Below are 13,978 nucleotides of genomic sequence, written 5' to 3' on the forward strand. Positions count from 1 at the left end.
CTTGTATATATAAACGAGCTTGCACATGTGACCACTTTAGCGAAAACAGGCAATCAAACCTTTCATCAACAATTAAGGCGTTAACTCAAAAGTCGCTTGCTTATCAGTTGCATAAGTCTCTAAAGCGACCGTTTCTTGGTTAAGCATCAAGCTGACATTATCGATATTATCGATTTGCACATCGAATGGTGGCATACCTGATAGATCATAGTCGCCAGCTGTCTGGTCCCCGCTAATCAGATTATTGCCAGAGGCATCAGTGATACTAACTACGGCATCATCGCTCAACTTAACATTCAAAAAAGCTGTACTAGCATTGGCATCACCCAGATTCAGCGCAGAGCCAGAAGCGCCAACGCTACTGGCATCATTATCAATATTAATCGCGGCCCCCTGCGCTTGCTCTATGGCTGATACATCTTCCACAGCAGCGACAGGCTCTTGGTTATTTTCTTTACTCGCATTACTCACCATACGGAATAAAAATATCGCCAAAATAATGAGTCCAATCACACCGATGATCAATAGTGGATTGAAACGGATACGACTATGCGTATCACGCTGCAATGTTCCCATTGGTCGCAGTGGCGTATCCGTGTTATTTACTGACTTGGCTTTAAGCTCATTAGGATAGGCGGCATCGAAGCTACTTGCGATTTTGGCTGAATCCAGACCTAAGTATTTGGCATAGTTGATGGCAAAGCCACGAGCAAATGTGGCTTGTGGTAGTTCAGAGAAGTTCTCGCTCTCTAATGCCTCTAGATGGCGTTTTAAAATAAATAACTCGGCAGCCGCCTCATCTAAACTGACTTGCTTAGTTTTTCGGGCTTGCTGCAACATGGCACCAAATGATCCCTGAGCGTTAGATTGAGTGTTCGATGATGGGGTGGTCATTTCCATGGTGCCTCTGGATTGTTAAGCCAAGTCTTAAGTTGTTTCGCTTCATCGCTCAGTGGATAAGCAGATAAAAGCTGCTGGGCCAATTGCTGGCGCGTTGTCGTGTTTTTTTGTGCTGCCGCAAGTTTGATACCTTGTAGGAGTAAGCGGGGGCTGATGCCCTGCCCTTGCACCAATATCAATGTCTCATCATATAATCTTTGAGCCTGAGGTACGCGCTGTTGTTCAAGCAACAAATCAACCAATTCAATATGGGCGATGATGCTATTGCGGTTACCATCAAGCGCTCGCAGGAACGCTTTAGCAGCAGCGCTGTTATCACCCAGCTGAAGGTATGTGCGCCCTAGATTTTCTAATGCACCGATACGGCCTTCATAGCCTAATGATGCGCCTGCAATCTCGAACTGCTCTGCCGCCTCGCGATAGCGCTTCGCCTGTGACAAGTAAACACCATAATTATTGTGTGCTTGCACAAAATCTTTGTCTAGCGCGATTGCTTTTTTGAAGTACTGATCGGCTTTTGCAAGATTGATGCGGCTGCCTTCTTGTTGCAACAAAACGCCCATCATATCATAGGCTGGCGCGTAACGGCTATCGGCAGTAAAGGCTTTTTCGAGCTGACGCTGCGCCGCATCCAGCTCATTTTTACGGATATATTGTGCCGCCAGTGAGGTGCGCACACGTGCAACTTCTTGTTGGTCTGAATTGCGATCACCGCTTGCGCCCGTAGAGGTTTGATAGACTGTACCACCTGTCAGATCATTACTTGGCGTGCTCTGACAACCACTTAATAATGATCCTGCGAGCACAGCCACAAACAACATTTGTTTCGGTACATTCTTCGATACATTGACATGAGTCGTCATCGCGCCTATCTGCTTGTAACGTTTAAAAAATGGTTTGTTAGGTTCAAACTGACAAGAATTTTTAGAAGTCATCATAGCCGCCATCATAAAACTGTGGTTCAATGCATTTGGTCATCGAGCATCAGTTTAATAGATTTAACCCCTATAAGTACAATTTAGTTGTTATTAATTGCTGTGCTCTTCAGTCTCGAGCGTTATTGATACATTTTCGTTACCGTTGCGACAGACAAATGACAGTTAAGCATCTACGTTAAGAACACCTATGATTTATATATCAACCGTTTTCACGATCCTTGATGCTTTGCTGCCATGCAGCCGAACGTCTGGTACGATCAGCCACTTGTCCAACCAACTGACCACAAGCCGCGTCGATATCATCGCCGCGCGTTTGGCGAATAGTACAGACAAATCCAGCTTCGCTAAGTATATTACTAAACGCATGAATACGGTTGTTGCTCGACTTATCATATGGCGCGTGTGGGAACGGATTGAACGGGATAAGATTGATCTTACTTGGTAGACCGTCTAATAGTGCGACCAACTGATGCGCATGTTCATTGCTGTCGTTGACCCCATCGAGCATCACATACTCAATGGTGACGTGCTTTTTGTGACGTGGATTAACATCATAGACGTAGTTTTTTGCAGCGGCAATCAGCTCATCTAGCGGGTACTTTTTGTTTATTGGTACCAGCTCATTACGCAGCTCATCGTTTGGCGCGTGCAATGAGATCGCTAATGCCACATCGATGTCTTGGGCAAGTTGATACATTTTGGGAACGACACCTGATGTTGATAAAGTCACACGGCGCTTTGATAACCCATAAGCATGATCGCTGAGCATCAATTCCATTGAGCCAACCACTGGCTTATAGTTTAATAGCGGCTCACCCATACCCATCATGACGACGTTGGTGACATTGTTTTCCCATAGACTGTGATCGACATTTTCTAAGCTTTCGTTTTCGTCAGTCATATATGAGGCATTGGCAACCCATAGCTGTCCAATAATCTCAGCGGCACTCAAATCGCGCTCAAAACCCTGCTTACCCGTACTACAAAAACTACAATCAAGCGCACAGCCGACTTGTGAAGACACACATAGCGTCTTACGGCCATTTAGCTTACTGTCATCTGCTGGAATCAACACCGTCTCAACCAGTGAGCCGCCCGTCACTTCAAACACCCACTTACGTGTACCATCATCGCTGTATTGGCGATGAATAACCTTTGGCGGTACCACGCAAGCATTAAGTGACAACTTATCGCGCAATGATTTACTCAAATTGGTCATTTGCTCAAAGTCGGTAACCCCATGCTGATAGATCCATTTAACAACCTGAGTAGCACGAAAAGGTTTTTCGCCGATACTTTTGAAGTAATCAGCCAGCTGCGCTTGGGTCATGCCGAGTAGGTTGGTTTTGGCATGTGCCTCATCTACTAATTTGATGCTATCAGTAAGCTTGGCAGGTATATGCTGGGTTGGTGCTTGAACAGTTGACATAATAGGTAACCTTTTTGCATCAGTCTAATAAGCGATGCAATTATTGATATGAGCGTTGCCGTACACACGTATGGCTTGAATGCATGAGCAATCCGTTATGAGCGTAGCGTTTATCTCATGAGCAACCAATGCCAATACAACGCGTTGATACTGATTAGAGGATGCTGATAAGGGATTGTTGACTTCCTCTCTAAAATGAAGAGATTCCTACTGCTAGACGGTCAAGCCCGACCGCAAGAATATTCTTTGCCGCATTGACATCTCTATCATGCGTTGTGCCACACTGAGCACAAGACCATTCTCTTATTCCTAAGCCTTTTCTACCTTTCGGACTGTTTTGGCGTGAACCGCAACACGAACAGGTTTGGGTTGTGTAATTTTCATTCACTTCTAAGTAACGGCAACCTGCATGCTTGCATTTATAATCCAGTTGCCGCTTCACTTCGAACCAACTAGCATCATAAACAGATTTTGCTAGCTTGCTTGAGATGAATGATCTCGATTGAAGTTTACCAATAATAATTATATTGTTGTTTTTAACCAGTTTGCTGGTGAAAACATGGATTAGATGTTGCCGGGTATTTTTTATCTTGGCATGAATCGCTTTGACACGCCTTTTATTATTGGCTCGTTGAGCAATGCCTAATTTAGCTGCATATTCATAAGTTAGCTTGGTAGCTAGAGTATCGCCATCACTGGTAGTTGCCGCTTTTTTACATCCTAAGTCGATACCAACCTTACCAGTACCACACTTCAAGTTTGAGTGCTCTTTAACAGTCACGCACGCATACCATAGTCCACGGCTGTCTTGTACGAGCTCACAGGTGTTAATGTTATACAAAGATAAGTTATAGCTATCCCAGACGTCGATAGTAATTTTTTGGCCTTTTGCAAGGCTAAATTGAATTATAGATTTAAGACTTTTCTTTCCTGCCTTCTTGATACCCAAATACCTGATTGCAGATTTCTTAAAAGGGATCCAGCCAAGCGACCTACGTTTGGCTTTCGGATTATTGGTACGCCAGTTTAATTTGGCTCTTTTAAATTGTTTTCGGCTTTTAGCATGAGTTTCAGTGATTGCTTGAAGCGTTTGGCTGTGCAGACCTAAAAATTCGCCTGCACCTTTGGTGTACGGTGCAATATCGTAAGCTGAAAAGAAACGCCCAGTACGTTGCACATGCTTAAAACTCAAATCATTTACATAGTTCCACACAAAATTAACCGCCTCAGCCAGTTTATTGAGCTGATTGACGTGCTTGTTTTTGATGCGTAATTTAAGTGTTTTCATAGTTTGAGTGTTTAGCAATCTGACAGGGAAATCAACCGACGATATGTGAGTCTTTATATCACTATCCTAAATTGCAAGACTTTATGACGATTTTGGTAAGAATAAATAGGACTTATAATGAGGGACTCTTCAGATAATTTCAATCTAGATTGCTTTATTATAATCTAAGTTGCCCATCAGCAAATAGCTAAAACGGCCTATACCCATAAGATATAAGCCGTCTTGCAAAACCAATCATTAACACTCACTATGCTACAGGGTAGCTGATATCAATAACTGCTGCTATTAGCGCGTACGTGCACAAACTTCATCATCGCTGAAGAAGTAGCTGATTTCACGTGCTGCTGATTCAGCTGAGTCTGAACCATGTACTGCGTTTTCATCGATACTGCTAGCGAAGTCAGCACGGATAGTGCCTTCAGCCGCTTCTTTTGGGTTAGTAGCGCCCATGATTTCACGGTGCTGAGCGATAGCGTTTTCGCCTTCTAGTACTGATACCAATACTGGACCTGACATCATGAAAGATTTTAGGTCATTGTAAAATGGACGCTCAGCATGCTCAGCGTAGAAACCACCTGCTTTTTCGTCATCAAGTTGTAGCATTTTAGCTGCAACGATTTTTAGACCAGCTTGTTCAAAGCGGCTATAGATAGCGCCGATGTGGTTGCCAGCAACTGCGTCAGGTTTGATGATAGATAAAGTACGTTCGTTAGCCATGAAAAGCTCCTAATAAATGATAAATTCGATAAAAAATGAAAGAGTTAATGCTTTGTTTTATCTTTAGCCGCCATATTGACCTCAGCTGAATGAACCAACTCATAGTTAGTCAAATCTAATACCTGAGTGCCAACATAGGATTGCTGCCTATTATAATGATTAAGGCTATAAATGATAGGGTTAATTTATGACCATACCTTGCAAAAAAGTAAAAATCCCAATGCTCAGCACTGGGATTTTTATTAATACTAAAAACGACTCACTAAGATATATAGTAAAAATTAAGCATCATACGGGTCACGTAATACGATCGTCTCTTCGCGATCAGGACCAGTTGAGATGATATCAACTGGGCAACCGATCAATGCTTCGATACGTTTGATGTATTTTTTTGCATTCTCTGGTAGATCGTCATAGTTAGTAACACCAACCGTTGACTCGCTCCAGCCTTGCATAGTCTCGTACTTAGGCGTTACTGATTCATAGAATTCAGCATCATGCGCGCCTGCACACTCAGTCTCAGGTAGGTTGTAACCCACGCCGATGAGCAATTCTTCAAGACCATCTAGTACATCAAGCTTAGTTAAGCAGATACCTGACATCGAGTTCAGCACCACGGCACGGCGTAATGCTTCAGCATCGAACCAACCACAGCGACGCGCACGGCCAGTCGTCGCACCAAATTCATGACCGACTTTGGCTAAATGAGCACCAACATCATCGAACAATTCTGTTGGGAATGGACCACTACCAACACGCGTGGTGTAAGCCTTGGTGATACCAAGTACGTAGTCTAAGTATAATGGACCGATACCAGTACCCGTTGATACGCCGCCTGCTGTTACACTTGAGCTGGTCACAAACGGATAAGTACCATGATCGATATCAAGTAGTGTACCTTGAGCACCTTCAAACATGAGGTTCTTGCCAGCAAGACGCAATTGATTTAGGTCTTCGGTGACATCAGTAACCATACCTTTGATTTCTTCTTTCCATTCTTGGCATAGCTTGAGTGTCTCATCAAAATCAATCGCATCAACTTTGTAGTACTCAGTCAGTTGGAAGTTGTGATATTCGATGAGGTTACGTAGCTTTTCTTCTAGATCGTCACGGAACAAATCGGCAAGCTTGATTGCACGGCGTGCTACTTTGTCTTCGTAGGCAGGACCGATACCACGACCCGTTGTACCAATTTTACCGCTGCCACGCTTGGCTTCACGAGCTTGGTCAAGTGCCACGTGATAAGGCATGATAAGTGGACAGTTTGGAGAGATACGCAGACGCTCACGCACTGGGACGTTGTTGTCTTCTAACTCTTTCATCTCTTTTAGTAATGCGTCAGGTGCGAGCACCACGCCATTACCAATAAAGCAAGTAACGCCTTCACGCAAGATACCTGATGGAATCAAATGCAAGACAGTGGTTTTGCCATCGACAACCAACGTGTGACCAGCATTATGACCGCCTTGGAAGCGGGCTACTGCTGAGGCTTTTTCGGTAAGTAAATCAACGATTTTACCCTTACCTTCGTCGCCCCATTGGCTACCCAAGACTACAACATTCTTACCCATGATCAATCCTTACCTTTATGTATTGAGGTGTGTGCAATAACAGTCGGAAAGCTAAAATAGCTTCATGCTTTATTTACTGTATCTTTTTATCTAACGAACCATTGAGCGTTCTAATAACGTGTACTTAATAAATTGTATTTATTGAACTGGCAACTAAACAGTTTGTAGATGCCATTGATTGTCCGTCATAACCAGTCGATGAGTAACGTCATGTGGACGATCATCTGCGTTTAATGGCATGGTGACGTGATAACCTTGCTGACGCAGACTCTCAACTTGCACAGATAGCGTTTGTGTCTCATCTGCAGTTGCGTCAGCCAGTGATCCAAAATCAACCAGTACAATAGTTGGCGCATCAAGCTGTGTATGAGCGAGCAAGCGACTGATATCCATACTAAAGCCGGTGGCGGCGCGTAAGGTTTGCGTTTGGCTCTGCATACCATCAAAGCGACCACCACGTACTAGTGGCTGGGTCTCACTATTGATATAGCCGTTGAATACGATACCCGTATGATAGTGATAGCCTGATAGCTCGGTCACATCGATACTGACTGGGCACTGCCACTGATCTTCTAAATGAGATTTTAGACGTTGTAGCTCATCCACAGCGGTTGCGATTTGGCTGTCTTGTTGCGCTGCGTCTGACAATTTGGCCAACAAGTTTGCAATATCATGACCGAAGCGTGCCAACACATAAAAATCATCGCCCATCGGCAACTCACGGCAGACGCGCTTGAGTTCTGGAAGGTTTTTGTTGGCATATAGGTACATCAAGCGCTCAGTCGCGTTATCTGGTAACTCAGCCAATTCAGCTAGGCGCTTAAATATCGCTACATGACCCAAATCGATATGAAGCGCGGCGCTCATATTTAAGTTATTTACCATCGTAAACAACACATCAATCAGCTCAATATCTGCTGTCAGTGATTCACAACCAAATATTTCAGCACCTAACTGTAACGGTGTACGCGAGCCAAACAGTCCTGATGGTAAGGTATGGATCACATCACCAACGTAACAGTAACGTGCAATACCTGTACCGCCATGATGCGCATCTATACGTAAGATCTGCGGCGTAATATCAGCACGCACACCCATTAGACGTCCGGTCAGCTGATCGATGATCTTAAAGGTCTGACGCTTGAGATCTTCTGATGCATCACTGAGCAAGGACTCAGTAAACTCGAGCATCGGTGGACAAACAAGCTGATAGCCATGAGTGATAAGCTGCTCAATCAATTGATGCCTAAGCACTTCTTGCTTATGCGCATCTTCGAACAGTACATCGACTACCCCATCAGGTAATAGCCAGCTGTTGGCAACATCGCTCGCAAAACCACTCAGATAGGGCATGCTATTAGATGCAGCGCTGTCCTTTGCAGGCTGAGCTGCTGTCTCGTTTATGGAGTTTTGCTGGGTAGGTTTTGTAGAATCAGAACTAACAGACACAATAAATCCTTGTTTGGCGTATCGCTTACCAAAAACGCGGTACTGAAGCGGTACTCAAAGGGTTGTTTTGTCAAATATTGATGCCGTGTTTTTTCAACACGCAACATCATTGACCCAATTATTTATAAACAAACCAGGTAACCGCAAAAGGGTGAATAATAAGTATAATTTTGAATGATAAGACGAGTATCTTTGTGCGCTAAAAAATTGCGACAAATAATCAAGGCACTTTATGCTTTAGTTTAGCATAGCACTTAAGGTTCGCCTAGTGACAATTATATCCAATCGTTATCTAATTAGCATCTAATGGTGCCTTATAAGTAAAGCAGATATAGCCCTATCTACGACCTGCCTACGAGAGGATTTAACGCGATGCTTATTTACTAAAGGGGTGGCTGACGATAGCGTGTACTTTTTGTTATACATCGAGTGCTGCGCATGTTTACATCAGCGTTTTTGACACATACTCATGGTACACTAACACATATTTTTATCTCGGAAGCCTTATGTCATCTGATTATCACCCAAACCCCGCCAACAACCAAACCAACGTACTAGGTACTGCCCTTGCCAGCTGCTGCTTCGATCCTATCACCGGCTATTACCGCAACGGCTTTTGTCATACTGGCAATCACGACGTCGGTCAGCACACAGTTTGCGCCAAGATGACCAGTGAATTTTTGAACTTTTCGGCCGGTCGCGGTAATGATCTTATTACCCCGCTACCTGAATACAATTTTGCAGGTCTCAAGCCTGGTGATTATTGGTGCATTTGTGCGCTGCGCTGGGTTGAAGCGCTAGACTTTGATATCGCGCCACAAATCAAACTAGAAGCGTGTCACGAAAGCTTATTGGCATTGGTAGATATTGATACCCTAAAAAGCTATGCCTTATAGAGGGTTACTAAATAAAGGGCATTAGTATTTAGCCATATTTAGTCACAGTAGTCATGTTCACGGCTTTTATACTTAAAATTTTAGATTATTGCAGTTTTTTATTATGTGGCAGGAGGATGTATGGAAAACGACAATAACCAATTAATCAAAAAAACGGCTCATATTGCTCCTGACTCTAATATGAGCCACATTTATGCCAATATGAATGACAAGCACCTCTATTTGGATGGTGATGACAGCTATATTTATGGCGATGTTGATGCGACAACAGAAGATACTATCGAGACCATGACGGTCTACGATCCTGATTCTGAGCGCTATGAAGATATTGATTCATCGAGTGCTGATGAAGTGGTCAATTGTTATGCTTACTCTCGCAAGACAGGCGAAAATATAGACAAGGTGGCACTCAATGATGTGAGCCGTGCGCTTAGTAATAACGGTCAGTTTATTTGGCTTGGTCTCTATGACCCCAGCCTAGAAACCATGGTCAAAGTAAAAGATGCTTTTGATATCCATGAGTTGGCAATTGAAGATGCCTTCGCTGATCATCAGCGTGCCAAGGTAGAAAACTACGATAACGACATGGTCTTTGTGGTGCTACGTACTGCTAAGCTTGAGGACAATGTCATTCGCTATGGTACGACTGCGATATTCATGGGCAAAAACTACTTGATTACTATTCGTAATGGTCCATCAAACTCCTACGCCCCTGTCCGTGAGCATTGCCACCGTCGCCCTGAAAAGCTACGTATGGGTCCTATCTTTGTATTACATGCCATACTTGATTTTATCGTTGATAACTATATGCCGATCACTGATCGCTTGGGTCGGTATTTGCGCGAGCAAGAGCGCTATGTCTTTACCTATGAGTTTGATAAAAGCACACTAAAAAACCTCTATGAACTCAAGTCGCAGCTGGTACATATGCGGGCTATTATCCTACCAGTCCAAGACATCTGTAGCTTCTTTATCAATCATAAAAAAAGCGAAATTGTCTCTGGTTTCTCTCAAGCAGCCAAACCATACTTCCGCGATGTCAATGACCATCTCTTGCACTCACTAGACGCCATCAATGGTCTCAATGAAATGTTGAGTGTGGTTATGAATACCTATATGGCCATGGTCAATATGGGGCAGAATGAAGTCGTACGTAAGCTTGCAGCATGGGCAGGTATTTTAGCAGTGCCGACTGCTATTGCTGGTATCTATGGGATGAATTTTGATTTTATGCCTGAGCTGCATTGGAAATACGCTTACCTTGTGATCATGATTATCATCATCGCGTTGTGTAGCTTCTTATACTACAATTTCAAAAAACTAAAATGGCTGTGATCACTCATTTATATAAAAAAAGGCTACCACTGGTAGCCTTTTTTTATATAGGTATCAAACATTACTCACGGCGATGCTTTGTATGACTATCCGGTGCTTGCGCGTCATCAGGTAGCATGGCTTTGACCGTTAAATTTGCATACTGTTTGTCGAGATTATCCTCTGGGCGACCAAAGGTTTTTGCGGTCCACGTCAGCACTACAATAGCGCCACTCAACAGCATGATCGCTACAGAAATTGTCGCCAGTAGCCATAGATGAAAATAATCCGAGACCGCCTGTACGTCGACAACTAAATGTCGTGATAATGCGGTTATGGCAATAAATATCAAAAACTGAACGGGTAAACGATGGGTTTTAAAATAGATACCTATCATGGCCAACAGCTCAAGGTAAATAAACAGCATCAAAATATCTTTTAAGTCCGCTGAACCCTTTTGGACAATATCGACAAACTCCTTGCCTGCCGTCCAAACCACCACCACGCTGATTAAAAACAAAATGACGTAATGACAGATATCGACAAATTCTCTGCCAATGCCTTGCAGTCGCTCATGAAAACCTACGTTTTTCTTAGACATTTTTAGGTCCTATCAACTAAAAGGTGGTTGATTTAGCCTGAGTCTATATTGCCTCAAGCCTCTTAACTATCGGCGATCAGCATTCATTTCACTACTTTCAGCTGATGTTCAGACCTGCTGATTTTTCAGCAGCATCGACCGTTTGGCGAATAAGCGTATTGATAGTCATTGGACCAACGCCGCCTGGCACTGGGGTGTAAGCACTGGCAATATTTTCCATACCCTGCATTTCAATATCACCAACACCGCCATCATCTGTTGGATGGAAGCCTGCATCAACGACAACGGCGCCTGCTTTGATCCACTCTGCTTTAATCAGCTCAGGCACACCCACAGCACCAACTACAATATCGGCACGTCTGATATGTGCTGCTAGATCTTGGGTTCTTGAATGGCAAATGGTCACCGTACAGTTGGCATTGAGTAGCATCATCGCCATTGGTTTGCCCAAGATAGCACTACGTCCCACAACTACCGCTTCTTTACCTGATAATTCGACATTATGATGCTCTAACAAATGCATGATGCCTTGCGGTGTACATGAGCCGTAGGCAGGCTGCTGCATAGCCATACGACCAAAACCAAGACAAGTCACGCCATCGACATCTTTTGCCAAGTCAATCTGCTCAAAGCACGCGCGCTCATCGATATGTTCAGGGACTGGATGTTGCAGCAAAATACCATGTACATCTGAATTACTGTTTAGCTCATCTATCTTTGCCATCAACTGCTCAGTGGTTGTCGCACTTGGCATCTCAACACGTATAGAATCCATACCAACACGCTTACAAGCATTACCTTTCATGCGAACGTAAGTTGCAGAAGCAGGATCATCACCAACCAATATCGTGGCAAGGCTTGGGGTGCGTCCAGTCTTGTCCTTTATCGTATCAACGCGTGTACGCAGATCCTGTTCTATTTGTTTGGCAAGTGCTTTGCCGTCCAAAACGGTGGCGGATTCTTGAGCAGTAGACATAGTAACTCCAATAGGGGGTACGATATAAAAAAATAAAGACAGCGCGCGCAAATACTTTGCATGCCTGTCCTTTGCTTCGTCAACCTTTGACTAAGAATAATATTGTACCTGTGTACGCTGCAAAATCCTAGCATGTATTAGAGTACCGCTAAAAACTAATTCTTTAACTATTGCTATGCAATATACAAGTAAAGGGCTATCAAATTGACAATTACTTATAGAACATACGCGTCAATTTACCAACACGTAGCTCTAGCAACAGCTCAAATAAAAAACAGCCTACTATAATATTAGTAGACCGTTTCTTAATTTTTAAAGCGCTAAGGTATTCACTTATTCTTGTCTAATAAGTCTGGAACTCTATACCCACACCTGCACCAATATCAGTTGACTGAGTATCAGAGTCTACCGCCCATACCCTACTCGTTATTAGTGTCTGAGGTTGCCATTGGTGTGCCCATGATACGTCAATAGCTGTTAATTTAGCCGTCGTTGGAAAGGCTTGATTGTCTGCCTCATCCGCTTGGTTTACTTTGGCATATTGCAGTTTTGTATTGACAAAGTTCCGACTATCGAGCCATAGCTTACCACCTACTGATACACTCTCAGCATCACCGCCTAAAGAGTGTCCGAGCGGATAGCCCTGTTGGTAATAGCCATCGGTGTATAAAAAATGATCGTAAGACACACCTTTTACTTCTCCACTACTACGAGTATCTGCGTATTCAGCATATAACTGATAGGGTTTTCCATAAGCTTCAGAAGCATAGTCTACGCCCGCTAAATACATATTTTTGGCTGGAAGACCACCCGCTTCATCTTCGCCAACATATTGTCCATAGACACTCGCTGGTACATTAAGTAGCGGTGCTAACTGTATTTTGGCATCAAAACCACCCAACTGATTGGCCGGATCATTGTCAGTATTACCTGCAGTAGCCTCATTATCTTTAGTACCTAAAACAGCATCACCAAAGGAGCTAAAACTCTCTGGACGACCTTCTCCGCCCCACATAAAGGTTCGAGACGCACCAACTTCTAACCACTCCCATGGACTCGCAGTGAGGCGAGCACCAAATAGCTTAGCATCTGGTATGGCCTCATAATCATCTAATTGACCAGCAAACAGCTGATATTGCCAAGGGCCGACCCAGTTCAAATACTGGTTAGTTGGTGCAGTTTGCGTATCGCGCTGCATCGTAAAACCAGTGACCGGGATGCTGGCATCCCCTCGGATGAGACTACCATCATTCCCTGGACCCCACCATGCTGGAATTTTACCTGCTATTAACCACTGATTGGCTGCTGTACCAGCAATATACGACCCCTCAAAACTAACATCACTATCGTCATCGGTAAGCTCATCATTTTTTACGTTGGCTTGTAGCTTCATCTCCCAGTTCTCTTCACTTAAACCTATCGCAGCTGATATCTGCTGGCCTGCCAGATTGTCATCTGCAAAAGTTTGCGGCAGCTGCTGACGATTTGTTTGTAAGTAAGCTTCTGCCTCTGCTTTGACTAGTGAGTTTGGATTTTGAGCCAGCATGACACGTATAGACTGCAATACTCTTTGCTGGGTACCTGTTGTCACTTTAGCCGTGTTGAGTGCATTTGTAATTTCATTAGCAGCCAACGGCCATGTACTGGTACTAACATGAGTCACACCTTGCGCATTTAACCAGTCTAGCTCAGACTTGAGTTTTATGTCATTCATATATAGATTCTGTGCTGAAGCCAACATCGATGCGGTACTGAGAGCGACTAACAAACTCATCTGCTTAAATTTTTGTGGTTTAGACATAATTACCTACTCTTTATGAAGGGCGCTTTTCGATAGCAGATAAGCGGTAATGGATAGTACAATAACTATAATTTGTATTATTGGTTCTATTGTTAGCT

The 13,978-nt window shown here is 43.6% G+C and carries 12 protein-coding genes; 2 read left to right on the forward strand and 10 right to left on the reverse strand.

Features of this window, described 5'->3' with window-relative positions:
• Nucleotides 1-72 precede the first annotated feature (72 nt).
• From AC5JPO_RS04965 to AC5JPO_RS04995, 7 genes are all read right to left on the reverse strand, one after another.
• A complete protein-coding gene (locus tag AC5JPO_RS04965) occupies nt 73-900 on the reverse strand; it encodes a helix-turn-helix domain-containing protein (RefSeq protein ID WP_493852522.1) in 828 nt (275 codons plus the stop codon).
• Complete coding sequence (pilW, locus tag AC5JPO_RS04970) at nt 891-1,838, reverse strand: type IV pilus biogenesis/stability protein PilW (RefSeq protein ID WP_493852521.1); 948 nt, start codon at nt 1,836-1,838, stop codon at nt 891-893. The genes AC5JPO_RS04965 and pilW overlap by 10 nt, the downstream gene beginning before the upstream one ends.
• Nucleotides 1,839-2,037: 199 nt before the next feature.
• The gene (rlmN, locus tag AC5JPO_RS04975; RefSeq protein ID WP_493852520.1) at nt 2,038-3,267 is read right to left on the reverse strand and encodes a dual-specificity RNA methyltransferase RlmN; all 1,230 of its coding nucleotides are present in this window, start codon (nt 3,265-3,267) and stop codon (nt 2,038-2,040) included.
• 190 nt (nt 3,268-3,457) lie between these two features.
• Complete coding sequence (locus AC5JPO_RS04980) at nt 3,458-4,555, reverse strand: RNA-guided endonuclease InsQ/TnpB family protein (RefSeq protein ID WP_319049967.1); 1,098 nt, start codon at nt 4,553-4,555, stop codon at nt 3,458-3,460.
• 285 nt (nt 4,556-4,840) lie between these two features.
• Nucleotides 4,841-5,272: a nucleoside-diphosphate kinase gene (ndk, locus tag AC5JPO_RS04985; RefSeq protein WP_057759031.1), complete on the reverse strand. Its 432-nt coding sequence runs from the start codon at nt 5,270-5,272 to the stop codon at nt 4,841-4,843.
• A 281-nt stretch (nt 5,273-5,553) separates the two neighbouring features.
• Nucleotides 5,554-6,843 carry an adenylosuccinate synthase gene (locus AC5JPO_RS04990; RefSeq protein ID WP_319049966.1) on the reverse strand — a complete coding sequence of 430 codons (1,290 nt, stop codon included), beginning with the start codon at nt 6,841-6,843 and terminating at the stop codon, nt 5,554-5,556.
• 153 nt (nt 6,844-6,996) lie between these two features.
• Nucleotides 6,997-8,292: an ATP phosphoribosyltransferase regulatory subunit gene (locus AC5JPO_RS04995; RefSeq protein ID WP_493852519.1), complete on the reverse strand. Its 1,296-nt coding sequence runs from the start codon at nt 8,290-8,292 to the stop codon at nt 6,997-6,999.
• A 506-nt stretch (nt 8,293-8,798) separates the two neighbouring features.
• Here AC5JPO_RS04995 and AC5JPO_RS05000 point away from each other — a divergent pair.
• Complete coding sequence (locus tag AC5JPO_RS05000) at nt 8,799-9,188, forward strand: DUF2237 family protein (RefSeq protein WP_493852518.1); 390 nt, start codon at nt 8,799-8,801, stop codon at nt 9,186-9,188.
• Between the two features lie 180 nt (nt 9,189-9,368).
• Entirely contained in the window at nt 9,369-10,523 is a 1,155-nt protein-coding gene (corA, locus tag AC5JPO_RS05005) for a magnesium/cobalt transporter CorA (RefSeq protein WP_493852736.1), read from the forward strand.
• A gap of 61 nt (nt 10,524-10,584) precedes the next feature.
• On the opposite strand, the gene AC5JPO_RS05010 is transcribed toward corA, so the two are convergent.
• The 3 genes from AC5JPO_RS05010 to AC5JPO_RS05020 all read right to left on the reverse strand — a co-directional run bounded on the left by AC5JPO_RS05010 (nt 10,585) and on the right by AC5JPO_RS05020 (nt 13,880).
• A complete protein-coding gene (locus AC5JPO_RS05010) occupies nt 10,585-11,103 on the reverse strand; it encodes a phosphate-starvation-inducible protein PsiE (protein ID WP_319049962.1) in 519 nt (172 codons plus the stop codon).
• A gap of 97 nt (nt 11,104-11,200) precedes the next feature.
• Entirely contained in the window at nt 11,201-12,079 is an 879-nt protein-coding gene (gene folD / locus AC5JPO_RS05015) for a bifunctional methylenetetrahydrofolate dehydrogenase/methenyltetrahydrofolate cyclohydrolase FolD (protein ID WP_493852517.1), read from the reverse strand.
• Nucleotides 12,080-12,422: 343 nt separating this feature from the next.
• The gene (locus AC5JPO_RS05020; RefSeq protein ID WP_493853431.1) at nt 12,423-13,880 is read right to left on the reverse strand and encodes a capsule assembly Wzi family protein; all 1,458 of its coding nucleotides are present in this window, start codon (nt 13,878-13,880) and stop codon (nt 12,423-12,425) included.
• Nucleotides 13,881-13,978 lie beyond the last annotated feature (98 nt).

This window comes from Psychrobacter sp. H25, assembly GCF_059076335.1.